Source organism: Burkholderia sp. BCC1988 (assembly GCF_905339895.1).
Classification (GTDB): Bacteria; Pseudomonadota; Gammaproteobacteria; order Burkholderiales; family Burkholderiaceae; genus Burkholderia.
This window is the reverse complement of sequence record NZ_CAJPHA010000028.1, coordinates 46,792-72,954: the sequence shown is the minus strand read 5'-3', so window position 1 is coordinate 72,954 and position 26,163 is coordinate 46,792. Positions and strand designations below refer to the sequence as shown.

Genomic DNA, 26,163 nt, shown 5'->3' with positions numbered 1-26,163 from the left:
CCTTGTGATCTAGAATCACAAGCATGGCACGCGATCTCCCGCCCTTTTCCGCGCTTCGGGCCTTTGAAGCAGCGGCACGACATGAAAGCTTCAGCGCCGCCGGCGACGAGCTGCATGTGACTCACGGTGCCATCAGCCGGCAGATCGCCGGGTTCGAGGCGTGGCTCGGCAAGCCGGTGTTCCACCGCTACGGCAAGCGCGTGAAGCTCACCGACGAAGGCCGCCGCTACCTGGATACCGTCCGCGCCGCGTTCGACAGCATCGCGCTCGCCACCGAGCAGCTGCGCAACACCGGGGCCGCGCGCGTGCTGCGCATCAATGCGCTGCCGACCTTCGCGATGAAATGGCTGCTGCCGCGCCTGTCGCGGTTCCAGCGCGACGTGCCGAACGTCGAGCTGAAGCTGTCCACGTCGAACGCGCCGCTCGATGCGCTCGACGGTTTCGACGTCGCGATCCGCCGCGGCCCCGGCCACTGGCCGAACTGCACGAGCGGCCACTTCCTCGACGAAAGCGTGATTCCGGTCTGCAGCCCCGCGCTGCTCAAGCGCGCGCCGATCACCCGCGCGGACGATCTCGCGCGGCACGTGCTGCTGCATTCGGACACGCGGCCGGAAGGCTGGCGCGACTGGTTCGCGGCGGCCGGCGTGACGATGAAGGGGCGCAAGCGGCAGTCGTTCGACCACTTCTACCTGGCGTTGCAGGCGGCCGTCGACGGGCTGGGCGTCGCGCTCGGCCCGCTGCCGCTGATCGACGACGAGCTCACGAGCGGGCGTCTCGTGATGCCGCTCGACGGGCCGCGCATCGCGACGCGCAGCTACTGGTGGATCGCGCCGGGCACGCCGGCCGACGATCCGCTGGTCGCGCAGTTCTGCGCGTGGCTGGAAGCGCTGGGGAATGCGAACGGATGACGCGCGCCGCGTCGCCGCTACCCGATCGAAACGACGCGGCGTGCCACCTCACGTCCCCGTCCGCGTTGCAGGAATGAAACCGATCCGCGCGCAACGCCCGCGATTCCCCTGCGGAATCGATGTCGCGCGCCCCTGCGTTTCCCCGTCGTGCCCGCCACCGCACGTGAGGCCTGGCATGCGGCCGACCGGCCCACCGCCGCGCGTTTCAGCGCTGAAACATTTTCGCGTGCGCCACCTTGCACCGGCGTCACGCGGCCCCCGCCGAGCCCCTGTTTGCGCGAAAGTCCGCGTGCTGGCCCGTTGCTTGCTGATGCAGCCGTGCAGACGACGAACCCTGCACGGGCGAACGACCCGATGCAGGTGACAGACATTCATCCAGCGGGTCGGGGGAAATCATGTCGAAACTCATATCGGCCGTCACACGGCTGCTGTCCTGCATCACTGCCGCTGTTGCGCACCCGCTGATGCCGACGGCGCGACTTCGCACCGTCGAGATTCGCTGCGCCGACACGGTCCGCAACAGCACACGACGTCACGACACCGTGATCCGGTAAGCGAAATCCGCAGCCCCGGCGCGCGCACGCGCGCTACGACGACCATCCGCGCCGTTCGCGCGGGCATTGCCGCCGGCGCCGCGGCTCACACCACCGGCCCCGGCTCCTTTTCCTTGCGCAGGATCGCGTACAGGATGATCGCGCCGAACGTCGCGGTGCCGATCCCGCCGAGCCCGAAGCCGCCGATCTTCAGCGAGAAGTCGCCGGCGCCGAGCACCAGCGTGACGGCCGCGACGATCAGGTTGCGGTTGTCGGAGAAGTCGACCTTGTTGACGACCCAGATCCGCGCGCCCGTCACCGCGATCAGCCCGAACACGACGATCGACACGCCGCCGAGCACCGGGCCCGGAATCGTCTGGATCACCGCGCCGAACTTCGGCGAGAAGCCCAGCCCGATCGCGATCAGCGCGGCGACCGCGAACACGAGCGTCGAATAGATCCGCGTGACGGCCATCACGCCGATGTTCTCCGCATAGGTGGTCACGCCGGTGCCGCCGACGCTGCCCGACACGATCGTCGCCAGCCCGTCGCCGATGAACGCGCGACCGACGTAGCGATCGAGGTTGATGCCCGTCATCGCGCTGACGGCCTTGATGTGGCCGAGGTTCTCCGCGACCAGGATCACCGCGACCGGCGCGAGCATCAGCATCGCGTGCGGATCGAACACCGGCGCGCGGAAGCTCGGCACGCCGAACCACGCGGCATGCGCGACGATCGCGAAATCGACCGGCTTGCCGAGGCCCATTCCGTTGGTCGCGATCGCATAGATCACGTAGGCGATCACCAGCCCGACGAGGATCAGCAGGCGCTGCATCATCCCGCGCGCGAACACCGCGACGCCGCCGACGCACAGCACCGTGACGAGCGCCATCACCGAGTCGAAGGTCGATGCCGACACGCCCTTGACCGCGATCGGCGCGAGGTTCAGCCCGATCACCGCGACCACCGCGCCGGTGACGACGGGCGGCATCAGCGTCTCGATCCAGCGCGTGCCGATGGCCTGCACCAGCGCGCCGAGCGCGACGTACACGACGCCGCACGCGACGATCCCGCCGAGCGCGACCGGGATGTTCGGGTTCGGGCCGCTGCCGCCGTAGCCCGTCACCGCGATCACGAGGCCGATGAACGCGAAGCTCGAGCCGAGGTAGCTCGGCACGCGGCCGCCGACCAGCACGAAGAACAGCAGCGTGCCGATACCCGACATGAAGATGCACAGGTTCGGGTCGAAGCCCATCAGCAGCGGTGCGAGCACGGTCGAGCCGAACATCGCGACGACGTGCTGCACGCCCATCGCGACCATCTGCGGCCACGCGAGGCGTTCGTCGGGGCCGACCACGCGCGAGACCGCGCCGGTCGGTTGCACCCGCCAGCGCGGGAAGTAGGAATCGGACATGGGGAAAAGGGCTCCTGTCGAACGCCGGCTGCGGGACGGTGCGCCGGTCTGGAATCTGGCGCGAGTTTACGGAGCGGAAATGGGGCTGGCAAGCGCGAACCGCCCGGGCGGCGGGCGTGCCTGCCGGGGGCATCGGAGCGGCGCGACCGCGTCGGCGGCGGCCGGCCGGCGCACCGCGCGATGTGAGCGGGCGCTCACATCGCGGCGGACGCCACGCGGATCATGGATTGATGTACTGGAACAGCGACATGTTCTGCAGCTGCGCGTAGGCCTTCTGCGCGCCGCTCAGCGCGTTCTGCACCTGCAGGTACTGGCTGATGGTCGTGACCATGTTGGCGCTCGTCAGGTCCGACAGGTTGCTGGTCGTCTGCAGCGCCGCGGTCTGGTTGACGGTCTGCATCGCCTTGACCTCCTGCTCGCGGCCGCCGACCGACGCCAGCACGGTCGTGACGTTGCGCATCGAGTTGCCGATCTTCGTCGCGGCCGTGCTCAGCGTGTTCGACAGCGCGGCGGTCGCCGTCGGATTGCCGGCGACGGGCGTCTTCAACGCCGTGATCATCGAATCGAGCGTCGAGAACACGTCAACCCCGCTCGCCTGCGGCGCGGGCGTGACCGAAAAGGTGTCGGTGGGCGACGGCGTGCCCGACACGGCGACCTTCATCCCGTTGCCGAGCGCGATCGCGGTGCCCGACGTATAGGCCTGCGCGGGGCCGGGAGTCGGGGGTGAAATCGAGTTGTCGGTCACCGTGTAGGTCGGCGCGGCCGCGGTGCCGCCGAAGGTGATCGTGAACTGATGGCCGTTGGTCGCAGCCGACGGATCCGTCACCGTGACGTTGCCGATGGTGGCCGTGCCGGTGTTGGCCGCGCCGGCCGCCTGGACGGGCGAGTTGCCCAGCGCCTGCACCGACATGAACACCGAGAGGCCCGAGTCGCCCTGCGGCACGCTGCGCGAATCGTCGATCTGCACGGTGCGCGTGCCCGTATCGCCGACATAGCTGATGCTGCCGGCGGCGTCCTTCGTGAACGGCGCCGTCGAATTCTGGTAGCCGGCGAACAGGTAGTTGCCCGCGCCGTCGGTCGAGTTCGCGAGCGACACCAGTTGGTCGCGGTAGCCCTCGAGCTGCGCCGCGAGCGCTGCGCGGTTATTGTCGGCGAGCGAACCGTCGCCGGCGCGCACGATCGTCGACTGGACGCTGCCGAGTACGTTGCCGACGCTCTGCAGCGCCTGGTCCTCGGCCTGCAGCGACGCGAGCGCCGTGCTCTGGTTCGCCGCGTACTGCGACAGCGTGGCCGACGTCATCGACAGCTGCACGGCCTGCGCCGCGCCCAACGGGTTGTCGGCCGGCGTCGACAGGCTCACGCCGCTCGAGATCTGCTGGTAGAGCTGCGCGAGCTGGGCCTGCTGATCGTTCATCTGGCCGACGTTCAGCTGGTAGAACTGGGTCGTGGAAATCCGCATCGTTTCTATCCTCTCGAATCCGCTCAGCTGAACAGGCCCAGCACGGTCTGGAACAGCGAAGCCGCCGTCTGGATCACCTTCGCGTTCGCCTGGTAGAGCTGCTGGTACTGCATCAGGTTCGCGGCTTCCTCGTTCTGGTTCACGCCCGACACCGACTGCTGCGCGGACGTGATCTGGCCGACCAGCGCCGTCTGGGCGGTACTCGACGACTTGAGCTGGCTCGCCGCGTTGCCGATGTTGTTCACGTAGTTCGCGTAGGCGCCCGTGAGCGTCGTCGTGCCGCCGCCGAGGGTCTTCGCGTTGACGAGCCGCGACAGCGCGAGCGCGTTGCTGCCGTCGCTCGTGCCGCCCGCGTACGGCCCGATCGTGAACGAATCGCCGTCCGACGGCGTGCCCGACAGCGTGACGGTCACGCCGTTCAGCGCACCGGCGGCCGTGCCCGACATCGTCATCGCCGCGCCGGTCGACGGGTCGTACGGCACGGGGTCGGTCGGATTGCTGATCGTCACCGACGTCGGCGGCGTGCCCGGGATCGTCACCGTGGTACCGGCCGGGAAGCCCGACAGCGACTGCGTCGCCGCGTCGTAGGTCAGCTTGGTCGACGGCACCTGATAGCCGGAGCTCACCCCGCTCAGCGCGATCTTGCCGGTGCCGATGTTGGTGCTCGACGCCGACGTGACGACCGGCGACGCGGCCGCGATCGCCGAGCCGCTCGTCGTCGCGAGGCCGAAGCCCGTCAGCGCGCCGCGCGTCGGCAGCACGGTGAACTGGTCGCCGGCATTCATCGCGCCGGACGAGAACGAGAAGTTCAGCCCGCCGAGCGAGACCGGCATCGGCCCCGCCTTCTGGTCGACCACCGACCCGCTCGCGCGGTCGGTCAGCGTGTAGTTCGTGCCGTCATACGACAGCGTGTAGTCGCTCGTCGTCGGCTGCGACGCGTTGGCGAACGAGACGGACAGCGCCGCGTTGCCGGTATTGCCCTGGTTCGAATAGACGGTCGGGTTCGCCACCGTGAACAGGTTGCCGCCCGGATTGCCCGCCAGGTCGACGCCGAGCGCGTTCTGCCCGTTGACCTGCGCGGCGAAGCTGGTCGCGAGCGCGCCGAGCTGCGCCTGCGCGGGGTCGAGCGTCTGGCTGCGGAACGCGAGCAGGCCGCCGAGCGTGCCGCCCGACAGCGACGCATCGGGCAGCGCCTGGTTCGGCCCCGGCGGGTTCGCGCCGGCGATCCCCTGCGACACGACGGTCAGCTCGCTCGGATCGGACGACGACGTGACGGTCGCGAGCTGGTAGCTCTTGTCGGCAAGAACGAGCGGCTGGCCGCCCGCGAGGAACACGCTGTAGCCGCTGTCGTTGCGCACCACCTGCACGCCGGCGAGGCTCGACAGGTTCGACACCGCGAGGTCGCGCTGGTCCATCAGCTGGTTCGGCGGCTGCCCCTGGCTGCTCGCTGCCGAGATCTGCTGGTTCAGCTGCGCGATCTGCTTGGTGTACGTGTTGATCTGCGACACGGTGTCGGTGAGCTGCGTATTCACGCTCTGGCGCAGCGCGTCGTACTGCTGGCCGGCCGCGTTGAGCTGGTTCGCGAGGATTTGCGCGTTGCTGACCGCGGTCTGCCGTACCGACGGATCGGACGCGTTGTTCGCGACGTTCTGCAGCCCGGTGAAATAGCCCGTGATCCCGGTCGAGATGCCGGCCGTCGGGCTGCCGACGTAATTGTTCAGCTGCGCGACGAGCGAATACCACGTCGACAGCGAGCCGCCCTGCGACTGCGCGCTGTTCAGCTGGTCGCTCAGGTACTGGCTGTACTGCCGCTGCACGGTGACGGTATTCACGCCCTGCGGCATGTAGCCGCTCGCCGTGTACTGACCGCTCGCCTCGGCATAGACCGGGCGCTCGACCGAATAGCCGGGCGTCGCGGCGTTGCTGATGTTCTGGCCGGTCGTCGTGAGGCCCCAGAGCGCGGCATTGAGGCCGCTGACACCGAGGTTCATGAGTGAGTTGGACATGCGCGATCCTGATGAGCCGGCCGCGCTGCGGCCGCCGGGTTGCGTGACTCCCGGTATAACGGCCGCGGATCGGAAAAATTGAGGGAAAAATGCGCGCGCGACGCGCGCATGCGCGTCGTCCGGCGAGCGGCCCGGCGCACGCTGCCGGCGCCGGTGCGAAAGCGGCCCAGAACCGGGCCGCGAGCGGATGCGTCAGGCCCGCGCGAGCGAGCGGCGCTTCATCTCGAGCTGCGTGATCAGGCGCTGCAGCGTGTTCTCCGCGCTGCCCGGCAGCGACATGAAGCGAAAGCCGAGCTGGTAGCGGCGCGAGCCGTTCGGCATCTGGGTCGAACGCTGCGACACGAGCTGCAGGTCGAGCGACAGCTTGCCGTGGCCGTTCAGCTCGAGCTCGACGCCCGGCAGCAGCGTGCCGACCTCGAGCGCCTCGACGCGCTCGTCGGCGGTCCGCAGGCCGACGCCGCCGAGCGACAGGTTATGCACCTCGAACATGAAGCCCTCGCCGTCCGGCAACCGGCCGCGGCACAGGAACGGATCGACGATCGGTGCATCGACGCGGAAATACTCGCGGCGCTGGATGCACATCAGCACGTCGGGGAAATCGGCGACGAACGCGGGCAGCCCCTCGTAGCGCGTCTCGCGCGGCGTGTTCGTGGTGAATTCGACGCGCACGCCTTCCGGCGCGGCCGCGAAGGTGCAATGCGACGCGCCGAGGATGCCGGCGTTCTGCTCGGACAGCGCGCCCCAGTCGAACGTGAACGTGCGCGCGCCGACGTCGACCTCGAGCAGGCGCGTGACGAGCTGGCCGCCCGGGTACTGGACGGTCAGGAAGTCGCCCCGGTTCACGAGGTTGCGCAGTTGCACGCCGATCTCCAGCGGATTGCGGCGGGCGTAGTCGGGCCCGGAATGGCCCGCATCCAGGCTCGGATCGGTCGACGTTTCGATATTCATGGCTAGCCGGTTTTCTTTTCAGGGCGCCCGGGCGACCGGTGCGCAGTAAAACCGGGCCAGAACATGGCCCGGTTACAGGTCTCTCACACTTAGCGGCAGTGCTCACCGAAAGTTTAGATCGAAACGCCGGTATTTTTCGCGCAAACGTTGAAAACCGCGCGCGGCGGGCTGCCGGGCGCGGTTCGTAAGATTGTAAAAACGGCGGCAGGCGGGGCCGTTGCGGCCCTGCTCCGTCAGCCGATCTGCTGCATGATCGAGATCAGCTTCTTCGCGTAATTCGGGTCCGTCGCGTAACCGGCCTTCTGCATTCCGTGCGCGAAACCCTCGACGCTGCGGCTCGCGCTGAGCACGCCCGCGTAACGCGGGTTGTTCTTCAGCAGGTTCGCGTAGTCGGTCATCGCGTGCTCGTACGAGTCGTACGCGCGGAATTTCGCGACGACGCGGCGCGGCGTGCCGTTCACGTATTCGGTCGTCAGCGCCGACACCGTGCGGCCCGTCCAGCCCTTGTTCGCCTTGATGCCGAACACGTTGTAGCTCGTCGAGCCGTCGCTCGCGCGGATCTCGCGCTTGCCCCAGCCCGATTCGAGCGCGGCCTGGCCGACGATGAAGCGCGCCGGGATGCCGGTGGTCGCGCTCGCCGCCTGCGCCGGGCCGGCGAGCCGGTCGACGAACGCGTCGGCGTCCTGCACGCCGCTCGCGCCCTTCAGCGGCGGCGTCAGCGCGCTGCCGGCCGTGTAGCCGCGCGAGCCGGCGAGCCCGCCGTTGTTCGCCGCGTTCGCGTAGGCCCGCGCCATCGCGTTCATCGCGGCGAGGCTGCCTTCGTTGCCCGACGTGCCCGAGCCGGCCGCACCCAGGCCCGCCGCAGCGAGCCCGGCCGCGCCCGCGTCGGCCGCCGTGTCGCTGCCCGTGCCCTGCCCCGCGTTGCGCAGCAGCTGCTTCATCAGCGCGTCGGCCACGCCGATCCCGCGCTTCGACATCTGCTGCGCGAGCTGCTGGTCGAGCATCGACGTGTACATCTTCGACGTGTGCGAATCGAGCAGCCCGCCGTCGGGCGACGCGTCGCGCATGCTCTTGAGCATCATCTGCGTGAACATCGCGTCGAACTGGCCCGCGACCGCCTTCGCACCGGCCTGCGGCGACTGCTTCGCCTGCGCGCGCAGCGCGTCGAAGCCCTGCACGTCGAGGGCGAAGCGCTGCGTCAGGTCGTTCGCGTTCGGAAGATTCGCCGCCATTTAGATCACCTCCAGGTCTGCGCGCAGCGCGCCGGCCGCCTTCATCGCCTGCAGGATCGACATCAGGTCCGCCGGCGTCGCGCCGAGCGTGTTCAGCGCCTTCACGACGTCGGCCAGGTTCGCGCCGGCCGTCACCATCTTGAGCGCGCCATTGTCCTGCTTCAGCTGGATCTGCGACTGCTGCGCGACCACCGTCTGCCCGTTCGAGAACGGCCCCGGCTGCGACACCACCGGCTGCGTGTTGACGACCACCGACAGGTTGCCGTGCGCGACCGCGCAGCTCTGCAGCGTGACCATCTGGTTCATCACGATCGAGCCGGTGCGCGCGTTCAGGATCACCTTCGCGGCGGCCTTGTCCGGGCTCACGTCGAGGTTCTGCAGGCGCGCCATGAACGCGACCTGCTGCGCGGAATCCGCCGGCGCGGCGAGCTGGATCGTGCGGCCGTCGAGCGCCGTCGCGGTGCCCGGACCGAAGCTCGAATTGACCGCGGACACGATCCGCTGCGCGGTGCCGTAGTCCATGTCGTTCAGCTGCAGCTGCAGCACGCCGTTCATCTGCGCGATCGCGTTCGGCACCGCCCGCTCGACGATCGCGCCGCCGACGATCCGGCCGGCCGCGAGCTGGTTCACCTGCACGCGGCTGCCGTTCGCACTCGCGCCCGCGCCGCCGACCGCCATGTTGCCCTGCGCGAGTGCGTACACCTGCCCGTCCGCGCCCTTCAGCGGCGTGAGCAGCAGCGTGCCGCCGCGCAGGCTCTTCGCGTTGCCGAGCGACGACACGGTCACGTCGAGCGCCTCGCCCGGCCGCGCGAACGGCGGCAGCGTCGCGGTCACCATCACGGCCGCGACGTTCTTCAGCTGCATGTTGTTCAGCGACGACGGCCCGCCGTTGGCCGAGCCGTTGTTGATCGAGATGCCGAGGTTCGCGAGCATGTTCGCGAGCGTCTGCGTCGTGAACGGCGTCTGCATCGTCTGGTCGCCCGTGCCGTCGAGGCCGACGACGAGGCCATAGCCGATCAGCGGGTTGTCGCGCACGCCCTGGATCTGCGCGAGGTCCTTCAGGCGCTCCGCGTGCGCGGGTGCCGCGCCGAGCGCGCACGCCGCCAGCACGAACGCGGCGGCGATCCGCGCGACGGCACGCGCACGGGACGACAGGCGGTGGAAAAGAGGCTGCTGCATCGTCATCACCACGGTGCGATGTTGAGGAAGAAGCGCTGCAGCCAGCCCATCGTCTCGGCTTCGTTGATGTAGCCCTTCGATGAGTATTCGATCTTCGCGTCGGCGACCTGCGTCGAATAGACGGAGTTCGCGCCCGAGATCGTGTTCGGGTTGACGACCCCCGAGAAGCGCACGAATTCGTTGCCCTGGTTGATCAGCATCTGCTTCTCGCCGCTGACCACGAGGTTGCCGTTCGGCAGCACGTTGGTGACGGTCACCGTGATCGTGCCGTTGAACGTGTTCGCCGCGCTCGCGCCGCCGGTGGCCGCGAACTTGTTGGTGCCGGCCGCCGACAGGTTCGCCTTCGCGAACAGCCCGCCGAGGAAGCCGGCCGTCGGCACGTTGAAGTCGGTGTTGCCCTGGCGGTTGGTGTTCGCGCCCGACGACTTGGTCGCGTTGATGTTCTCCGCGATCATGATCGTCAGGATGTCGCCGACGTTGCGCGGCCGCTGATCCTCGAACAGCGGCCGCCCCGCATAGCCGGGGTTGTAGATCGAGCCGGGCGCCTGCATCGACATCGGCATCGGCGGCTGCGCCGTCATCGGCTGCTGGATGATCGGGTCGCGCGGAATCTGCGCGCAACCGGCGAGCGCGGCCACCGCGACCGCGCACGCGGCGCGGACGGGGGCTGACGGGAGGAGGCGAACCTGCTTCATGGCGACGACGGGACGTTCCGGTTAGCTCTTCATCTGCGTGACGGTCTGCAGCATCTGGTCGGACGTCGTCACGGCCTTGCTGTTGATCTCGTAGGCACGCTGCGTCTGGATCATGTTGACGAGCTCCTGCACGACGTTCACGTTCGACGCCTCGACATAGCCCTGGTTGAGCACGCCCGCGCCGTTCAGGCCCGGCTGCGACACGTTCGGCGCGCCCGACGACGTGGTCTCGGCGAACAGGTTCTCGCCCTTCGCCTCGAGGCCGGCCGGGTTGATGAAGGTCGCGATCTGCAGCGAGCCGATCTGCACCGCGTTGCTCGAGCCCGGCTGCGTGACCGACACGACGCCGTCCTTGCCGATCGTCAGCGACTGCGCGTTCTGCGGCACCGTGATCGCCGGCAGGATCTGGTAGCCGCTCGACGTGACGAGCTGGCCCTGTGCGTTGGTCTGGAACGATCCGTCGCGCGTGTACGCGTTCGTGCCGTCCGGCATCAGCACCTGGAAGAAGCCCGCGCCGTTGATCGCGACGTCCTTCGAGTTGCCGGTCTGCGTGAGGCCGCCCTGCGTATACAGGCGCTCGGTTGCGACCTGCTGCACGCCGGTGCCGAGCTGCAGGCCCGACGGCAGCTCGGTCTGCTGCGTCGAGTTCGCGCCCGGCTGGCGGATGGTCTGGTATAGCAGATCCTCGAACACCGCGCGCGACGCCTTGAAGCCGTTCGTGCTGGTGTTCGCGAGGTTGTTCGAGATCACGTCCATCTGCGCCTGCTGCGCATTCATGCCGGTGGCGGCAATGTAGAGCGAACGGTTCATGTTGAATCTTCTCCTGGGTGCGAGGGCCGGGCCGCTCAGCTGAAGTTGAGCAGCTGGTTCGCCGACTGCTCGTTCTGGTCGGCCGTCTGGATCAGCTTCGACTGCAGCTGGAACGCCCGTGCGTTGTCGATCATCGCGACCATCGCGGTCACCGGGTTCACGTTGCTGCCTTCGAGCGAATTCGGCGTGACGACCACGGTCGGGTCGGCGTCGGCCGGATTGCCGTCGGCGGTGCGGAACAGCCCGTCGTTGCCGCGCGCGAGCGTGGCCGGGTCGGGGTTCACGAGCTTCATCTGGTCGACGATCGCGACCGCCGTCGGCGGGTCGCCCGGCATCAGCGCGGACACCGTGCCGTCCTTGCCGATCGTCACTTCCGCGTTCGGCGGCACCGAGATCGGGCCGCCGTTGCCGAGCACCGGCAGGTTGCTCGCGTTGACGAGCTGGCCGTTTTCATCGACGTGCAGGTTGCCGGCGCGCGTGTAGGCCTCGCTGCCGTCGGCGGTCTGCACCGACAGCCAGCCGGCGCCCTGCACGGCGACGTCGAGCGGGTTGCCGGTGCGCGTGATCGGACCCGGCGCGTAATCCGCGCCGGGCGTCGACGCGAGCACGTAGGTGCGCGTCGTCGTCGGGTCGATGTTGCTGCCGTCGCCGAAATTCATCGGCACCGCGCGGTAGGTCGCGAGCTGCGCGCGAAAACCCGTCGTCGACGCGTTCGCGAGGTTGTTCGCGACGATCGCCTGCTGGTCGAGCGACTGCGACGCGCCCGTCATCGCCGTGTAGATCAGTCGGTCCATGGCTGCCGGTTATCCGCGCGTTACAGGTTGATGAGCGTCTGGTCGACGGTCTGCTGCGTCTTGATCGTCTGCGCGTTCGCCTGGTAGTTGCGCTGCGCGGTGATCAGGTTGACGAGCTGCGACGTCAGGTCGACGTTCGAGTTCTCCAGCGCGCTGCCCTGCAGCGTGCCGTGGTTCGTGCTGCCCGGCGCGGAGATCTGCGGCACGCCCGACGCGGCCGTCTCGGCGTACTGGTTGCCGCCGAGGCTGGTCAGCCCGTTCGGGTTGTTGAAGTTCGCGATCGCGATCTGGCCGAGCACCGCCGTCTGGCCGTTCGAGTAGTTGCCGGTCAGCTTGCCGTCCGAGCCGATCGAGAAGGTCGTCAGCGTGCCGCTCGCGTAGCCGTCCTGCGCGAGGTTGTTCACGCCGTCCTTGCCGCCGTACTGCGTGGTGCCGGTCAGGTCGAGCGTGAGGTTCTGCGGCGTCGCCGAGCCGTCGGTGGTCGGCACGCTGAACTGGAACTGGCCGAGCGATGCGGTCGGCGCGGCCGGCGTGCCCGTCGTCGTGCTCTGGATCGCGCCCGACGTGTCGAACGTGACCGTGCCGAGGTCGGTCGCGGCGCCGCCCTGCACGCCCGCGTAGGCTTCCCACGTGCCGGCCGCCGACTTCACGAAATACATGTTGACCGCCTGCGAGCCGCCGAGCGAGTCGTACACCTGGATCGACGTCGAATAGTTGTACGTCGTGGTGTCGGTCGGGTCGAACGGCGTCTTGGCCGGCACCGTGTCCTGCGAGTTCAGGTTGAACTGGCCGGTGATCTTGGTCGTCGGGGTCGGCGCGATGTTGGTCGTCGGCGCCTGCAGCGCCACGGTCTGCGCGGTGTTCAGCACGCCATTCTTGCCGGCCGCGTAGCCCATCAGGTTCGCGCCCGCCGAGTTGACGATGAAGCCGTTCTTGTCGCGCTGGAACGTGCCGTCGCGCGAGTACGTCGTCACGCCGTTGTTCGACATCTGGAAGAAGCCGTTGCCGTTGATCGCGACGTCGAGCGACGAGTTCGTCGTGTTGATCGTGCCCTGGCCGAACTGCTGCTGCACCGACGCGAGCGTCGTGCCGATCCCGATCTGCGTGTTGACCGACGTCGCGAGCGAGTTCGCGTACATGTCGGAGAACTGCGCGGTGCTCGACTTGAAGCCGACCGTGTTCGCGTTCGCGATGTTGTTGCCGATCACGTCGAGCGCGTTCGATGCGCCGGCGAGGCCGCTCAGACCCTGTTGATAACCCATTTCGGTCTCCGTTTTCGAGAAAGCTGGATCAGTTGCTGGTGGTCGTGCCGCCGGACGACGACGACGCGGTGTTCGGGAAAATCGACGCGACCTGGGTCAAGCCCACCGTCGTGCCGTTCGACAGCACGAGCCCCGCCGTGCCGTCGGCCTGCTTGATCACGCTCTGTACCTGCGCGGCCGCGAGCACGGTTGGCGCGTACGTCTTGCCGTCGCTGCCCGTGTACTGCGCGCTCACGGTGTACTTGCCGTCCGGCAGCGCGTTGCCGGCCGTATCCGTCGGCGTCCAGTTGAACGGCACCGTGCCGGCCGACTGCTGGCCCGCGTTGATCGTGTTCACGACGACGCCCGCGCTGTTCTTCACGGTGATCGTCAGGTTCGACACGTCGCTCGTGAGCGACACGCCGAACGGCGATGCCGCGCCGCTCTTCACCGCGACGCTGTTGCCCGGCGCGAGCACGTTCGTGCCGATCAGCAGCGCGGCCTGCGTCTGCTGGCCGGCCGCGAGTTGCGTCGACAGCGACGTGAGCGACGTATTCAGCTGCGCGATGCCGCTCACCGTGTTGATCTGCGCGAGCTGCGACGTCATCTGCGAGCTGTCGACCGGGCTCGTCGGATCCTGGTTCTGCAGCTGCGTGACGAGCAGCTTCAGGAACGTCGCCTGCAGGTCGCTCGCCGAGGTGCCGGTCGTCGACACGTTGTTGGTGTTCATCGTGTCGGTCGGCAGGGTCGACACGTTGGTGCCGCTGCTGCCGATCGTCGTGCTGGAGGAAGTCATCCTGGGTAGCCTTGTGTCGAAACGGTCGGGTCTGGGCCCGGGTGTGGAAGGTCGCTCGGCGCGCGGCTTACGTGCCGATCGTCAGCGTCTTGAGCATCAGCGTCTTCGCGGTGTTCAGCGTCTCGACGTTGGCCTGGTACGAGCGCGACGCCGAGATCATGTTCACCATCTCCTGCACCGGATCGACGTTCGGCATCTGCACGTAGCCGTTCGCGTCGGCGGCCGGGTTCGCCGGGTCGTAGGTCGACTTCATCGGCGACGGATCGTCGACGACCTTCGTCACGCGCACGCCGCCCACGCCCTGGCCGGACGCGGTGCGCGCGCCGCCCATCGGGTCGGTCGCGAACACGACCTGCTTGGCCTTGTACGGCTTGCCGTCGGGGCCGGTCGCGCTGTCGGCGTTCGCGAGGTTCGACGCGGTGACGTTCAGGCGCTGCGATTGCGCGGACAGCGCCGAACCGGCGACGCCGAAGATGTTCATCAACGAGGGCATGGAGGCTCCTGGTGCTTGTGCTCGGGTTCGGTTGCGCTTACGAGTTCGTCGAGATCGCGGCGATCATCGCCTTGATCTGCTGGGTCATCACGGTCATCCCGGTTTCGTAGTGCAGCGCGTTGTTCGCGAACTGCACGCGCTCGACGTCGAGATCGACCGTGTTGCCGTCGAGCGACGGCTGCAGCGGCATCCGGTACTGCGCGCGGCCGTAGTCGTCGGCCGGGCCGCCGGTCGGCATCAGCTTCGCGGTGCCGGCCATGTGGCCGGGTGCCGTCGACACCATCGTCATCCCGCTCGCCACGCCGGCCGGCTGCGCCATCGGCAGCTGCGCGGCGTTGCTCGGCGCGAGGCCGCCGCCGGCCTGCTTCAGCGAGCGCGCGAGGGTCGACGCGAAATCGGTGTCGCGGGCCTGGTAGCCGGGCGTGTCGGCGTTCGCGATGTTCGACGACAGCAGTTCCTGCCGATAGGCGCGCACGTCGAGCGCCTGTCGGCCGAACGCGAATTCGGCATCGAGTTTGTCCAGCATGTGTGCGTCTCTCCGTATGAAGCGCTGCACGCCCGTTGCGCCGGATGGCGACCCAAGGGGCTTTTTTCCATGACAGCGATGGTAGGCGCCGGGCGCAACCGGCAATCGGACGAATAACGCGGCAAAGGCCCCCTCTATTCATCGTTTGCGCGACGGCCCGGCTCCCTAGAATGCGAATCGGATCAACGGCTTCGAGGACACGGCGATGACAGGCAGCGCACTTCGCGGCAACCACGGACGCGGCACGCGCAGGTCGCGTGCGTTCGCGCTCGCCGCGGCGCTGTGGCTCGCGGTGCCGGCCGCGCACGCGGACGACGGGATGATCGTGATTCCCGGCCGCGGCGAAACGGCCGAGACCGCGCTCGCGCAGGCGAACGCAGCGAGTGGCGGTCAGTTCGGCGGGAATGCGGGGACGGCTTCGGGTACGGGTACAGGTGTGGCCACGACGGTCGGTGCAGTCGGTGCAGTCGGTGCAGTCGGTGCAGTCGGTGCAGTCGGTGCAGTCGGTGCAGTCGGTGCAGTCGGTGCAGTCGGTGCGGGTGGCGCAGGTGGCGCGGGTGGCGCAGGTGGCGCAGGTGGCGCAGGTGGCGCAGGTGGTGCTGCCGGCGTGACCGGCGCGGCCGCGGCCGGCTACGCGGCGCAGCCGGCTGGCTCGATGGTCGTGATGAACGTCCCGCCGCCGGCTGCCGTGCCGGCGCCGACGCCGCGCCCCGCCTACGCCGCCGCGCGCACGAACGCCTCGAACGCCTCGAACGCCTCGAACGCCTCGAACGCCTCGAACGCAGGTTATGGTGCCCGGCGCGCCGCCGATCCGGGCGCCGTCGCGACCGTCGTCGCCGGCGCGGCCGACCCGGCATCGAATTCCACGCGACCGGCCATCGCCGCGCGCCTGGCCGCGGCCCGCGCCGCTTCAGCCGCACCGGCCGCGCGCGCACCGGCGGCTGCCGCCAACCCGCCTCAGGTAGCCGCCGCGCCCCAGCCGGCGACACCGCCCGGCCAGCAGGACCCCGACACGATCCGGCGCACGGCGCTCGCATTCCTGCAGCAGCAGGTCACGGGCCTGCCGGGCAAGACGACCGCGACCGTCGCGGCCGCGTTTCCGCGCGGGCTCGCCGCGTGCACGACGCTCGAGCCGTTCCTGCCGACCGGCGCGCGCCTGTGGGGCCGCACGACGGTAGGCGTGCGCTGCGCGGGCGAGCGGCCGTGGACCGTCTACCTGCAGGCGAAGGTTGCCGTGCAGGCCACCTATTACGTCGCCGCGCGCCAGATCGCGCCCGGCGAGCCGCTCACCGCGGCCGACCTCGTCGCGCGCGAAGGCGACCTGACGGTGCTGCCGCTCGCGGTGATCACCGATCCCGCGCAGGCGGTCGGCGCGACCGCGCTGGCGCGGATCTCGGCCGGGCTGCCGCTGCGCCAGGACATGCTGAAGAGCGCCGCGTCGGTGTCGGCCGGCCAGACGGTACGGGTCGTCGCGGCCGGGCCCGGCTTCACGATCTCGGCCGAGGGCAGCGCGCTCGCGAATGCGGCGCCGGGACAGTCGGTGCGGGTCCGGATGGCCGCGGGGCAAATTGTCACGGCGATCGTCAAGGATGCCGGAACCGTCGAAATTCCGCTGTAGGGCCGGATCGCACCGCAAGATTGTAAAGAATTGTTTATTCGGAGAATTTCGGGCTCACGATGCTAAAGTTCGGGCCGACCCGGCCGTTATCTGGGTCATACCGTCCAGGAAACCCACCGTGAAGATCGATTCCACTCCGAACCCGAGCCCACTCGCGTCGACCGGCAACGGCGCGGCCCGCGCGCAATCCGGCGCGGCTTCGTCGTCGTCCGCGCAGGCGGCCGACGCAGGATCGACCGGCGGCGACGCGAGCGTGAACCTGTCGGGTCTGTCCGGCCAGCTGCGTTCGCTGTCGGCCTCCGGCAGCGCCGACATCGACACGGCCCTCGTCCAGTCGATCAAGGACGCGCTGAACAACGGCACGTTGACGATCGACGTGAACAAGATCGCCGACGGCGTATTGAATACCGCCCGCGACCTGCTGCAACAGCAGCGCTCGCAGGGCAACTGAGCCGGCCCGGGGCCCGTCACGCCCTGACCGGTCCCCTGGTTTGCCGGCATGCGGCCCCGCGTGCCGGCGCGACGAGCATGACGCGATGAGAGAAGAGCTGCTGGCCACGGTCAACGACGAACACGCGACGGTCGAAGCGTTCGCGTCCCTGCTCGCCTACGAGGAAAAGGCGCTGACGACGCCGGAGCCGCTTGAAATGCTGCCCGGCATCGTCGAGAAAAAGAGCGCGCTGATCGACCGGCTCGCGCAGCTCGAACGCACGCGCGACACGCAGCTGTCCGCGCTCGGCTTTCCGGCCGGCAAGAAAGGGATGGACCAGGCCGCCGAGCGCGACGCACGCCTCGCCGGCCGCTGGCAGTTGCTGCTGCAGGCCGCCGAACGCGCGCGCCAGGCCAATGCGACCAACGGGATGCTGATCCGGATCCGGATGGACTACAACGAGCGCGCGCTCGCGGTGCTGCGCTCGGCGCCCGCGCCGGCCGGCGTCTACGGGCCCGACGGGCGGGTATCGGCGCTGATGCGCTGATTCTCCGACGTACTGAATCTCCGACGTACTGATTCCCTGACGTACGGATTCCCTGACGCACCGATTCCCTGACGCACCGATTCCCTGACGTACCGTTTCACTGACGTACCGATTCTCTGACGTACCGATTCTCTGACGTACCGATTCTCTGACGTACGGATTCCCGACGGACCGATCACGCCGGCGCATCGACGCGCCGCGCGTGCATCGCGCGGCCCGCCTGCGGCCGCGCGCCCCTTCCCCGCCTTACAGCAGCGGACACGCAGTGACCTGCGTGCCGCGTTCCACGCAAAGCCGTTCGTAGTCGCGCAGGTATGCGCGCTCGTCGTCGTTCAGCAGTTCGACGTCGATCAGGTCCCAGTCGTAGCCGACCGTGACGATGTTCTCGAACGCGACGGTGTCCGACGCTTCGTCGTCCGCGCGCACGATCACGATGTTCTCGATCCGCACGCCGCCCTTGCCCGCCACGTAAATGCCCGGCTCGACCGAAATCACCGCGTTCGGCACCAGCCCGTACTGCGCGCCCGGCGCGAACCGCACGCCGCCCTCGTGCACGTGGATCCCGACGCCGTGCCCGGTGCCGTGACCGAAATCGTAGCCGTGGTCGCGGCACACCTGGCGCACCGCCGCATCGACGTCGCCGCCCGTCGCCGTCTTCGGGAAACGCGTGACGAGCCCCTTGATGCAGGCCTTCAGCGCGACCGTGTAGATCTCGCGTTGCCACGGCTGCGCGACCGTCTCCGGCCGCGTGCGGCGCAGCACGACGCGCGTGCAGTCCGTCGCGAAACCGGCGTCGTAATACGCGCCGCTGTCGAGCAGCACGAGTTCGCCTTCGGTCAGCTCGACGTCGGCGCTCGCCGCCGTGTAGTGCGCGAACGCGCTGTTCGCGCCGTTCGCCGCGATCGACGGGAACGTCAGCGCGACCGCCGAGCGGGCGCCGTACGCGTCGTTGATCGTGCGGGCCAGGTCGTACTCGGTATGGCGCTGCCCCGGCTCGCCGGCCTTCGCCCAGCGCATCGTTTCGGCGATCGCCGCCGAACTGCGCGCGAACGCGTCGCGGAACCGGTCGAGCACCGCCGGCGTCTTGCAGGCGCGCAGCGCCTCGACCGGGTTGAAGTCGGCGTGCCGCGCGTGCGGCCACACGCGGCGCACCGACTCGACCAGCGCGCAGTTGACCGACTCGAAGCCGTAACACACGTGCTCGACCGCGAACCGCGCGAGGAAGCGCTCGAGTTCGGCGAAGTCGCGCCGGATCACGTGCAGCGCCGGATACGACGCCAGTTCGACCGGGCAGCGGTCGCAGCCCTCCGGCAGGAACAGCGCGACCTGCTCGCCGATAGCGAACAGGAAGCCCAGGTGCGACGACGCATTCGGGATGTGATAGCCACGGCTGTTCAGCAGGTACGCGAGGTCGTCCGACGCGCACGTGAAGAACGCGGTCGTGCCGGGCGCAGCGCCCGTGTGCGCGGCGAGCCGCCGGTTCAGCGCGTCGAGGTTCTGCGCGACGCTCGCGCCGGTCATCGCGTCCGGCAGCTCGAAGATCGGCCGCTCGACCACCCAGCCCGGCAGCGCGATCGCGCGGTCGATCTCGCGCTCGACGAGGCCCGTCCAGTCGAGCGACGCCGCCTGCGTCTGCGCGACCAGCCGGTCGCGCTGCGCGACGCTGATCCGCAGCGCGTCGTAGCCGACCCGCGCGAGCCGGCTCGCGTGCGCGAGCAGCCAGTCGGCCAGCGCCTGCCAGATCGTCACGTTCATGCCGAGCTTCTCGATGCGCACGCGCGCCGGGTCGCACTGCTGTTCGGCCTGCAGGTGATAGCGGCCGTCGACGAACAGCACGAACGGCGGCACGCCGAGAGCCTCGGCGGTCGCCGCGCTCAGGAAGATGCCGCAGCCGGCCGAGCCGTCGAAGCCCGACAGCGCGTAGCGCGGGTTGTTGCGGCGCGGCAGGTATTCGGTGATGTACTCGTCCTGCGACGTGACCACGACCGCGTCGAGCCGGGCGGCGTCGAGCAGGCGCGACAGGCCGGCCTGCGTGTCGGCGACGGACGCGTCGTACGGGGGAAGGCCGGAGAAGCTGTATTTCAGTCGATCGATCATCGGATACCCGTTATGGATTGTTGTCGGCGGCCGGCGGCGTCACGCGGCATGGCGCCCGCCTCACCCGGCACGCTGCCCGCGCGCGGACGACTCGCGACCCGGCGGGCAGCCGGGCCGTGGTGCCGTTCCCGCAGCAGGCTCTCGGGAAAATTTTTGTCTCACTTAACTTTGTTTGATGCGTGCGACAGAATCTAGAGCACGGTGAAATTGAGGTCAAGCTAAAATTTTCGTAGGGCTAAAATTGCCGGTGCGTGCGGTGCGCGACGGCGGCACCGCCGTGCGCGGCGTGGCGGCGGACCGGCGCGACTGCGCGGTACAATGCGCCCGCATCGTCGTCCCGACGGCCGTGCTTCGTGCGATTCGCGGAACGGCAACGTCCGGCGACTGCACCGCCCCCCTCGCTCGCCTCCCGACTCGTTGCCACGAAAGAGATCCATGGATTCAGACATCATGCGTATCGGCCAGCGCATTCGCCGCCTGCGCCGGGAAGCGAAGAAAACGCTGCTGGAAGTCGCGACCGAAGCGAACCTGTCGGTCGGGTTCCTGTCGCAGGTCGAGCGCCATCTGACCGGCATCTCGCTGTCATCGCTCGTCAACGTCGCGAAAGCGCTCGACGTACCGCTCAGCACGCTGATCGACCAGCCGCGCCAGGCGCAGCCCGACTCGCACGCGGGCCGCCGCGAACCGTACGCGGTCGACGCCGCGTCGCAGTGGTACGAGCGCCTGTCCACCACCTTCGACGGCAGCCAGATCAACGCGCTCAAGGTCCGGATGATGGAGGGCTACCGGTCGGAATGGGTCGCGCACGGCGGCGACGAGTTCGTGTACGTGCTGACCGGCCGGCTCTGCTACACGATCGACAAGAAGGATTACCCGCTGTCGCCCGGTGATTCGCTGCACTTCGACGCGAGGAAGCGCCATCGCGTCGCGAACGTCGGCGACGGGCCCGCGGAGCTGATCGCGGTCGGCACGCTGCCCCTCTTCGACGACAACTGCGCCGAGTTGGGGTCCGCCGCGATGAAAATCAGGCTGCTCGCGCGCGATGCCGGCGCGACCCCGGGCGAGCCGCGCGTGAGCCGCCGCGAACCGGCTCCGAAGCGGGAGCGCGACGCGGACGCCGCGCAGCCCGCCGACAAACCGGCCCGCGCCGCGGCCAAGACGGCTGCCGGGAAGTCCCGCGCGGCCACCGGCAAACGTCCGGCTGCCGCCACGCCGGCGCGCCGCACCGCCGAGCGCATGAAGAAATGACGGCTGGCGGCCGGGCGGCGCACCGCTCGGCGCGGTCCGCACGATTTGCGGAATCGATTTGCGGAATCGATTCACGGCCTGATTCACGGCCTGATTCGCAGCCCGATTCGCAGCCCGATTCGCGGCCCGGTTCGCGGCCCGGTTCGCACCCCTGGTTCGCAAGCCGGTTCCCAGTCCGATTCCCGGCCCGGTTTGCAACCCAGCTCCCAAGCCGGTTCGCAACCCAGTTCACAGCCCGGTTCCCAGCCCAGTCCGCGCCCCGATTCCCCCGCCTATTCCGCGATCGCCAGCGCCTGTTTGACGGCCTCGACCCGCGCGCGATGCACGGCGTCCTTGATCTGCATCGCATCGTTGCCGACACCGCGCGCGATCGCGCCCGCGTCGACGCTGCGCGCCGCCACCAGCGCCACGCGCAGCCGCTCGGCCTGCGGATACGGCTGCGTGTCGAGCCCGAGCCGGCCGCGCGCATCCGCTTCGCACGCCTGCAGCATCTCGGCGAAGCGCGCCGGCTTGCGCAGCGCGTCGCTGCGCTCGAAGAAGCGCACCAGCGCGGCCGCGCCCATTTCCATCACGCGATGCAGGTTGCCGTGCTCGCGCGCGACCACCAGCGCGAGATCGCGGCAATCGTTCGGCACGCGCAACCGCTCACACAGCGGCTTGATGAGGTCGACGCTGCGGCCTTCGTGGCCGACATGGCGCGGCAGCACGTCGGCGGGCGTCGTCGCCTTGCCGAGATCGTGCGTGAGCGCCGCGAAGCGCACCGGCAGCGAATAGCCCTGCTTCGCCGCATAGTCGACGACCATCATCACGTGCACGCCGGTATCGACTTCCGGGTGATAGTCGGCGCGCTGCGGCACGCCCCACAGCGCGTCGACCTCGGGCAGGATGCGCGCGAGCGCGCCGCAGTCGCGCAGCACCGCGAACATCCGCGACGGTTTCGCCTCCATCAGCCCGCGCGCGATCTCCTGCCACACGCGCTCGGGCACCAGCGCATCCGCTTCGCCCGCGTCGACCATCCGCCGCATCAGCGCGAGCGTGTCGTCCGCGACCGTGAAATCGGCGAAGCGCGCGGCAAAGCGCGCGATCCGCAGGATCCGCACCGGATCCTCGACGAACGCGTCGCCGACATGCCGGAACACGCGTGCGCGCAGGTCGGCCTGTCCGTCGAACGGATCGATCACCGGGCCGACCAGCGCGCCCTCCGGGCTCACTTCGCGCGCCATCGCGTTGATCGTCAGGTCACGCCGCGCGAGGTCCTCTTCGAGCGTCACGTCCGGCGCATAGTAGAACTGGAAGCCGTGATAGCCGGCCGCCGTCTTGCGCTCGGTGCGCGCGAGCGCGTATTCCTCCTGGGTGCCCGGATGCAGGAACACGGGGAAATCCTTGCCGACCGGCCGGAAGCCCTGCGCGGCCATCTGCTCGGGCGTCGCGCCCACCACCACGTAGTCGCGGTCCTGCACCGGCACGCCGAGCAATTCGTCGCGGATCGCTCCGCCTACTGCGTAGATGTTCATGGCGTCGGTTCGTATTCGGCGATCACGTTGGTTTCGCGGCGCGCGCCATCGATCCAGCGCTGCACCGCCGGCAGTGCCGTCACGCGCGCCGCATACCCGGCCGCTTCCGGCGACAGCGCCGGCGCATACGTGTTGAAGCGCATCACGACGGGCGCATACATCGCATCGGCGATGCCGAATTCGCCGAACAGGAACGGGCCGCCCGAGGCCTCGATGCACGCGCTCCACAGCGCGTCGATGCGCGCGACGTCGGCGAGCGCCTCGGGCGTCGCGCCGCGCCCCGGCATCGACGCGCGCACGCTCATTCCCATCTGCGTGCGCAGCGCGGCGAAGCCCGAATGCATCTCGGCCGAGATGCAGCGCGCATGCGCGCGATCGAGCGGATCGGCCGGCCACATCGGGAACTGCGGATAGCGCTCGGCGAGCGTCTCGGCGATCGCGAGCGAATCCCAGATCGCGACGCCGTGGTCGTCGATCAGGCACGGCACCTTGCCGGTCGGCGAATACTCGCGGATGCGCGCGGCCGTGTCGTCGCGGCGCAGCTCGATCACGATCTCGTCGAACGGGATGCCGAAATGCGCGAGCAGCAGCCACGGCCGCATCGACCACGACGAGTAGTTCTTGTCTCCAATGACGAGTTTCATGGCGGTGTTCCGGAAAGCGCGAAAGTGAATGACGGAAGCGACGGTCCGCGGCGCCTAGCGGCGGCGCGAGCGGAACCAGTCGAAGCGGGAGCGCCGCGCGGCATGGCCGAGATACGCGGGCGCGATACTCTCGAGACTCGCGGGCGAGATCCCGAGTTCCGGTGCGAGCGGCCCGGACAGCACGTTCGGCACCGACATCGACGCGAGATTGTCGCGCGTGATCACCGGCTCGCCGGGCAGGCATTCGAACACGCTCGCCTGCAGCCGCGCGAGCGCGTCGGGCAGCCGCACGATGCGTGCCTGCCGGCCGACCAGCGTGCCGCAATAGCGCACCAGCTGCTCGAGCGTGTAGACGGTCGGGCCGCCGAGTTCGTAGGTCTTGCCGTGCGCGGCCGCGAGATCCAGCGTGTTGACGAACGCGCGCACGACATCGCCGACGAACACCGGCTGGAAGCGCGCATCGGGCATCGCGAGCGGCAGCACCGGCAGCGTGCGCTGCAGGTTCGCGAACGTGTTCAGGAACGCGTCGCCGGGGCCGAACACGACCGACGGGCGGAAGATCGTCAGCGCGAGCGAATCGGTCGCCGCGACCGCATGCAGCGCGGCCTCGCCGTCGCCCTTCGAGCGCTGGTACATGCTCGGGCCGTGCGAATCGGCGCCGAGCGCGCTCATGTGCAGCACGCGCCGCACGCCGACTTCGACGCACGCGGCGGCCAGCGCGGCCGGCAGCGCGACGTGCGCGCGCTCGAACCCGGGCCCGTACGGCGTGCCGCGGCCGCCGTGCAGCACGCCGACGAGATTGACGGCCGCATGCGCGCCGGCGACGAACCGGGCGAGCGTGCGCGTATCGAGCGCGTCGAGCTCGACGATCTCGACCGGCAGCATCTGCAGGTGGCGTGCGTGCTCGCGCCGCCGCGTGCCGATCCGCACCTGCTTGCCGGCGTCGATCAGCGCGTTGACGAGCCGGCTGCCGATGAAGCCGGTGCCGCCCAGCAGCGCGACGGTCTGGCGATCCATGTTCGGGTCCTCAAAAGAACACTGCCGCGTCTCGCGCGGCAGTGTGAAGATTGCGGATCAGGGCGAGATCATGCCTAGGCGTTTCTTCAACGACTGCGGTTTGCCCTCGAAGAGCGCCGCGTAGTAGACGGTATTCGACAGCACGTTCTTCACGTAGTCGCGCGTCTCGTTGAACGGAATCGTCTCCGCGAAGATCGCGCCTTCGACCGGCTGCGTCAACACCTGGCGCCACTGGCGCGGCCGGCCCGGACCCGCGTTGTAGCCGGCGGTTGCCAGCACCGGCGAGCTGTCGAAGTTGTTGTAGATGTCCGCCAGATACCAGGTGCCGAGCTGGATGTTGGTATTGATGTCGTGCATCTGCGCACGCGTGATCGTGCCCATCCCGAGCTTCTTCGCGACGAGCTGCGCGGTAGCCGGCATCAGCTGCATCAGGCCGCCCGCGCCGACCGACGAACGCGCGTTCGTGATGAAGCGCGACTCCTGGCGGATCAGCCCGTATGCCCATTCGATGTCGAGGCCCGACGACTGCGCGTAGCGCTCGACGATGTCACGGTACGGCGACGGGTAGCGCAGCGTGAAGTCGTGCTCGGCCTTCGTGCGGTCGGCCGTGTTGACGGTGCGGTCGAGCAGGTCGATGCGCTTGCCGTATTCTGCGGCCGCGAGCAGCTGGCGATCGGTCATCCCGCGCAGCGGCCAGTTCCATTCGCGGTTGCCTTCGAGACGCAGGTTCAGCCCGTAGAAGCGTTGCGCGAGCGCGAAGCCCGGGATCTTGCTCATCGCGTCGATGTCGCCATCGCTCACCTTCGTGCGCGGCGGGATCGACGTGCGCTGGCCAAGCTCTTCGCCGGCGAGCTGCCCGTAGAAGTTGTACTGGCCCGCGACCTGCTCGAATTCCTGGTTCGCCTGCAGCGTGTCGCCGCTCTGCTTGAGCGCGCGCGCATGCCAGTAGATCCATGCCGGATCGTCGCGCAGCGACGGCGGCATCTGTTCGATCGACCAGCGCACCATCGGCCAATTGCCGGCGAGCAGCGCGGCGCGCGTGCGCCATTCGTAGCCCGGGTTCGACAGCGGCGCGTTCGCGGATTTCGCATACCAGACCGACGCGAGCGCCGAGCGCTTGATCGCGCCCTGGTAGCCGATCGCGCCCCACGCGATCGCCTGCTCCTGCTTCGTCAGCGAGCCGGCGATCGACGTCAGCATCCCGGCCGCCGCGTCCGGATCGTTGCGCGCCATGCGGCCGAGCGCGATCAGCGCGAGCTGGTGCGATGCCGCGTCGGGGCCGACGCCGCGCGCGAGGTACAGCGGCGGCGCGCTGGTCGCCTGGTCGAAACCGACCGGGCGCGCGCCGAGCGCGTCGACGATCTTGCCGCCGAGCGTCGTGTAGTTCTGCTCGTACGCGAGGCGCGCCTGCTGCCACACGTCGTCGCTCGTGAACTGCTGGTTGACGGTGAGCGCCGTAATCAGGTCGACACAGGCGTCGCCGTAGTATTTCGGCTCGACGAGCAGCGCACGCGCCGCCTCGGCGACGTTCTCGCCGCGCGCCGCGCGCGATTCGAGCGCGTAGCACTTGACCTGCGTGTCGTCGTCGAGCACGAAGCGCTTGTACTGGTCGTCGAAGTTGCGCCAGTCGTGACGCGCGCCGAGCACGAGCAGGTAGTCGTTGCGCAGGCGGTCGGCGATCGCCTGGCCGTCGTAGCGCTGCAGGAACGACTGCACCGGCGCGTCCGGTGCGTCGACGCGTGCGCGGCCGGTCGAATCGAACAGCTGCGGCTTGATCTGGAAATACTCGACGTAGGACGGGACCGGATAGTTCGGGATCATCGACGCGAGCTGCGCGGCCTTCGCGGCGTCGTTGCGGCGCGCGGCCTCGCGCAGCTGCACGAAGATCTGGTCGTCCCCGGCGAGCGTGTCGTCGCCCGGTGCGGCGCACGCGGCCGTGCCCGCGACGAGCGCGGCGGCCGAAAGCGTGAGCGCGACCGCGCGATATACTCGGAAAAGGCTGTTCGACATCGTT

At 69.1% G+C, this 26,163-nt stretch carries 23 protein-coding genes; 5 read left to right on the top strand and 18 right to left on the bottom strand.

Annotated features, from left to right (window positions below; all coding sequences use genetic code 11):
• Positions 1-23: 23 nt before the first annotated feature.
• The gene (locus U4012_RS31125) at positions 24-908 is read left to right on the top strand and encodes a transcriptional regulator GcvA (RefSeq protein ID WP_321803263.1); all 885 of its coding nucleotides are present in this window, start codon (positions 24-26) and stop codon (positions 906-908) included.
• A gap of 639 nt (positions 909-1,547) precedes the next feature.
• Here the strand turns inward: U4012_RS31125 and U4012_RS31120 are convergent.
• The 13 genes from U4012_RS31120 to U4012_RS31060 all read right to left on the bottom strand — a co-directional run bounded on the left by U4012_RS31120 (position 1,548) and on the right by U4012_RS31060 (position 15,034).
• Positions 1,548-2,855, bottom strand: coding sequence for a solute carrier family 23 protein (locus U4012_RS31120; protein WP_321803262.1), 1,308 nt, complete (start codon positions 2,853-2,855; stop codon positions 1,548-1,550).
• Between the two features lie 220 nt (positions 2,856-3,075).
• Positions 3,076-4,314, bottom strand: a complete 1,239-nt coding sequence (gene flgL / locus U4012_RS31115) for a flagellar hook-associated protein FlgL (RefSeq protein WP_321803261.1) — start codon at positions 4,312-4,314, stop codon at positions 3,076-3,078.
• 23 nt (positions 4,315-4,337) lie between these two features.
• Positions 4,338-6,320, bottom strand: a complete 1,983-nt coding sequence (flgK, locus tag U4012_RS31110; protein ID WP_321803260.1) for a flagellar hook-associated protein FlgK — start codon at positions 6,318-6,320, stop codon at positions 4,338-4,340.
• A gap of 192 nt (positions 6,321-6,512) precedes the next feature.
• On the bottom strand, positions 6,513-7,268 hold the full coding sequence (locus tag U4012_RS31105; RefSeq protein ID WP_321803259.1) for a flagellar brake protein: 756 nt from the start codon (positions 7,266-7,268) through the stop codon (positions 6,513-6,515).
• Positions 7,269-7,501: 233 nt separating this feature from the next.
• On the bottom strand, positions 7,502-8,500 hold the full coding sequence (gene flgJ / locus U4012_RS31100) for a flagellar assembly peptidoglycan hydrolase FlgJ (RefSeq protein WP_044847879.1): 999 nt from the start codon (positions 8,498-8,500) through the stop codon (positions 7,502-7,504).
• The gene (locus tag U4012_RS31095) at positions 8,501-9,679 is read right to left on the bottom strand and encodes a flagellar basal body P-ring protein FlgI (RefSeq protein WP_124486647.1); all 1,179 of its coding nucleotides are present in this window, start codon (positions 9,677-9,679) and stop codon (positions 8,501-8,503) included.
• 5 nt (positions 9,680-9,684) lie between these two features.
• Positions 9,685-10,374 carry a flagellar basal body L-ring protein FlgH gene (gene flgH / locus U4012_RS31090; RefSeq protein ID WP_044847878.1) on the bottom strand — a complete coding sequence of 230 codons (690 nt, stop codon included), beginning with the start codon at positions 10,372-10,374 and terminating at the stop codon, positions 9,685-9,687.
• 21 nt (positions 10,375-10,395) lie between these two features.
• Positions 10,396-11,184: a flagellar basal-body rod protein FlgG gene (flgG, locus tag U4012_RS31085; protein ID WP_014895799.1), complete on the bottom strand. Its 789-nt coding sequence runs from the start codon at positions 11,182-11,184 to the stop codon at positions 10,396-10,398.
• A 35-nt stretch (positions 11,185-11,219) separates the two neighbouring features.
• On the bottom strand, positions 11,220-11,978 hold the full coding sequence (gene flgF / locus U4012_RS31080; protein ID WP_044847877.1) for a flagellar basal-body rod protein FlgF: 759 nt from the start codon (positions 11,976-11,978) through the stop codon (positions 11,220-11,222).
• 20 nt (positions 11,979-11,998) lie between these two features.
• Positions 11,999-13,240 (bottom strand): flagellar hook protein FlgE, encoded by a 1,242-nt coding sequence (gene flgE / locus U4012_RS31075; RefSeq protein ID WP_321803254.1) that lies wholly within the window; start codon positions 13,238-13,240, stop codon positions 11,999-12,001.
• A gap of 28 nt (positions 13,241-13,268) precedes the next feature.
• A complete protein-coding gene (locus U4012_RS31070; RefSeq protein WP_044847875.1) occupies positions 13,269-14,015 on the bottom strand; it encodes a flagellar hook assembly protein FlgD in 747 nt (248 codons plus the stop codon).
• A gap of 67 nt (positions 14,016-14,082) precedes the next feature.
• Positions 14,083-14,508, bottom strand: coding sequence for a flagellar basal body rod protein FlgC (flgC, locus tag U4012_RS31065; RefSeq protein WP_044847874.1), 426 nt, complete (start codon positions 14,506-14,508; stop codon positions 14,083-14,085).
• Between the two features lie 37 nt (positions 14,509-14,545).
• The gene (locus tag U4012_RS31060) at positions 14,546-15,034 is read right to left on the bottom strand and encodes a flagellar basal body rod protein FlgB (protein WP_124666546.1); all 489 of its coding nucleotides are present in this window, start codon (positions 15,032-15,034) and stop codon (positions 14,546-14,548) included.
• Positions 15,035-15,239: 205 nt separating this feature from the next.
• Here U4012_RS31060 and flgA point away from each other — a divergent pair, with 205 nt between their 5' ends.
• The 3 genes from flgA to U4012_RS31045 all read left to right on the top strand — a co-directional run bounded on the left by flgA (position 15,240) and on the right by U4012_RS31045 (position 17,629).
• On the top strand, positions 15,240-16,652 hold the full coding sequence (gene flgA / locus U4012_RS31055; RefSeq protein WP_321803251.1) for a flagellar basal body P-ring formation chaperone FlgA: 1,413 nt from the start codon (positions 15,240-15,242) through the stop codon (positions 16,650-16,652).
• Between the two features lie 118 nt (positions 16,653-16,770).
• Positions 16,771-17,103 carry a flagellar biosynthesis anti-sigma factor FlgM gene (gene flgM / locus U4012_RS31050; RefSeq protein ID WP_124520534.1) on the top strand — a complete coding sequence of 111 codons (333 nt, stop codon included), beginning with the start codon at positions 16,771-16,773 and terminating at the stop codon, positions 17,101-17,103.
• Between the two features lie 85 nt (positions 17,104-17,188).
• The gene (locus tag U4012_RS31045; protein WP_039317824.1) at positions 17,189-17,629 is read left to right on the top strand and encodes a flagella synthesis protein FlgN; all 441 of its coding nucleotides are present in this window, start codon (positions 17,189-17,191) and stop codon (positions 17,627-17,629) included.
• A gap of 246 nt (positions 17,630-17,875) precedes the next feature.
• Here the strand turns inward: U4012_RS31045 and U4012_RS31040 are convergent, their stop codons facing one another.
• Positions 17,876-19,726, bottom strand: coding sequence for a M24 family metallopeptidase (locus tag U4012_RS31040; protein ID WP_321803247.1), 1,851 nt, complete (start codon positions 19,724-19,726; stop codon positions 17,876-17,878).
• Positions 19,727-20,161: 435 nt separating this feature from the next.
• Between U4012_RS31040 and U4012_RS31035 the strand changes: the two genes are divergently transcribed.
• The gene (locus U4012_RS31035) at positions 20,162-20,974 is read left to right on the top strand and encodes a helix-turn-helix domain-containing protein (RefSeq protein WP_321803245.1); all 813 of its coding nucleotides are present in this window, start codon (positions 20,162-20,164) and stop codon (positions 20,972-20,974) included.
• Positions 20,975-21,246: 272 nt separating this feature from the next.
• On the opposite strand, the gene U4012_RS31030 is transcribed toward U4012_RS31035, so the two are convergent.
• The 4 genes from U4012_RS31030 to U4012_RS31015 are packed head-to-tail and all read right to left on the bottom strand — an operon-like array spanning position 21,247 to position 26,159.
• Positions 21,247-22,488, bottom strand: a complete 1,242-nt coding sequence (locus tag U4012_RS31030; RefSeq protein WP_044847868.1) for a multifunctional CCA addition/repair protein — start codon at positions 22,486-22,488, stop codon at positions 21,247-21,249.
• Entirely contained in the window at positions 22,485-23,132 is a 648-nt protein-coding gene (locus tag U4012_RS31025) for a glutathione S-transferase family protein (protein ID WP_124486655.1), read from the bottom strand. The genes U4012_RS31030 and U4012_RS31025 overlap by 4 nt, the downstream gene beginning before the upstream one ends.
• A gap of 54 nt (positions 23,133-23,186) precedes the next feature.
• Positions 23,187-24,149 carry a complex I NDUFA9 subunit family protein gene (locus U4012_RS31020; protein ID WP_044847866.1) on the bottom strand — a complete coding sequence of 321 codons (963 nt, stop codon included), beginning with the start codon at positions 24,147-24,149 and terminating at the stop codon, positions 23,187-23,189.
• Between the two features lie 57 nt (positions 24,150-24,206).
• Positions 24,207-26,159 carry a lytic transglycosylase domain-containing protein gene (locus U4012_RS31015; RefSeq protein ID WP_124486656.1) on the bottom strand — a complete coding sequence of 651 codons (1,953 nt, stop codon included), beginning with the start codon at positions 26,157-26,159 and terminating at the stop codon, positions 24,207-24,209.
• Positions 26,160-26,163 lie beyond the last annotated feature (4 nt).

What these genes read in the sequence shown, in the direction of transcription:
- U4012_RS31095 (WP_124486647.1), bottom strand. Translation starts at nt 9,679, where the DNA reads ATGCAGCAGCCTCTTTTCCACCGCCTGTCGTCCCGTGCGCGTGCCGTC.
- U4012_RS31045 (WP_039317824.1), top strand. Translation starts at nt 17,189, where the DNA reads ATGAGAGAAGAGCTGCTGGCCACGGTCAACGACGAACACGCGACGGTC.
- U4012_RS31125 (WP_321803263.1), top strand. Translation starts at nt 24, where the DNA reads ATGGCACGCGATCTCCCGCCCTTTTCCGCGCTTCGGGCCTTTGAAGCA.
- U4012_RS31105 (WP_321803259.1), bottom strand. Translation starts at nt 7,268, where the DNA reads ATGAATATCGAAACGTCGACCGATCCGAGCCTGGATGCGGGCCATTCC.
- U4012_RS31060 (WP_124666546.1), bottom strand. Translation starts at nt 15,034, where the DNA reads ATGCTGGACAAACTCGATGCCGAATTCGCGTTCGGCCGACAGGCGCTC.
- U4012_RS31030 (WP_044847868.1), bottom strand. Translation starts at nt 22,488, where the DNA reads ATGAACATCTACGCAGTAGGCGGAGCGATCCGCGACGAATTGCTCGGC.
- U4012_RS31035 (WP_321803245.1), top strand. Translation starts at nt 20,162, where the DNA reads ATGGATTCAGACATCATGCGTATCGGCCAGCGCATTCGCCGCCTGCGC.
- flgH (WP_044847878.1), bottom strand. Translation starts at nt 10,374, where the DNA reads ATGAAGCAGGTTCGCCTCCTCCCGTCAGCCCCCGTCCGCGCCGCGTGC.
- U4012_RS31025 (WP_124486655.1), bottom strand. Translation starts at nt 23,132, where the DNA reads ATGAAACTCGTCATTGGAGACAAGAACTACTCGTCGTGGTCGATGCGG.
- flgC (WP_044847874.1), bottom strand. Translation starts at nt 14,508, where the DNA reads ATGCCCTCGTTGATGAACATCTTCGGCGTCGCCGGTTCGGCGCTGTCC.
- U4012_RS31020 (WP_044847866.1), bottom strand. Translation starts at nt 24,149, where the DNA reads ATGGATCGCCAGACCGTCGCGCTGCTGGGCGGCACCGGCTTCATCGGC.
- U4012_RS31015 (WP_124486656.1), bottom strand. Translation starts at nt 26,159, where the DNA reads ATGTCGAACAGCCTTTTCCGAGTATATCGCGCGGTCGCGCTCACGCTT.
- flgJ (WP_044847879.1), bottom strand. Translation starts at nt 8,500, where the DNA reads ATGGCGGCGAATCTTCCGAACGCGAACGACCTGACGCAGCGCTTCGCC.
- U4012_RS31040 (WP_321803247.1), bottom strand. Translation starts at nt 19,726, where the DNA reads ATGATCGATCGACTGAAATACAGCTTCTCCGGCCTTCCCCCGTACGAC.
- flgL (WP_321803261.1), bottom strand. Translation starts at nt 4,314, where the DNA reads ATGCGGATTTCCACGACCCAGTTCTACCAGCTGAACGTCGGCCAGATG.
- flgF (WP_044847877.1), bottom strand. Translation starts at nt 11,978, where the DNA reads ATGGACCGACTGATCTACACGGCGATGACGGGCGCGTCGCAGTCGCTC.
- U4012_RS31070 (WP_044847875.1), bottom strand. Translation starts at nt 14,015, where the DNA reads ATGACTTCCTCCAGCACGACGATCGGCAGCAGCGGCACCAACGTGTCG.
- flgG (WP_014895799.1), bottom strand. Translation starts at nt 11,184, where the DNA reads ATGAACCGTTCGCTCTACATTGCCGCCACCGGCATGAATGCGCAGCAG.
- U4012_RS31120 (WP_321803262.1), bottom strand. Translation starts at nt 2,855, where the DNA reads ATGTCCGATTCCTACTTCCCGCGCTGGCGGGTGCAACCGACCGGCGCG.
- flgK (WP_321803260.1), bottom strand. Translation starts at nt 6,320, where the DNA reads ATGTCCAACTCACTCATGAACCTCGGTGTCAGCGGCCTCAATGCCGCG.
- flgA (WP_321803251.1), top strand. Translation starts at nt 15,240, where the DNA reads ATGACAGGCAGCGCACTTCGCGGCAACCACGGACGCGGCACGCGCAGG.
- flgE (WP_321803254.1), bottom strand. Translation starts at nt 13,240, where the DNA reads ATGGGTTATCAACAGGGTCTGAGCGGCCTCGCCGGCGCATCGAACGCG.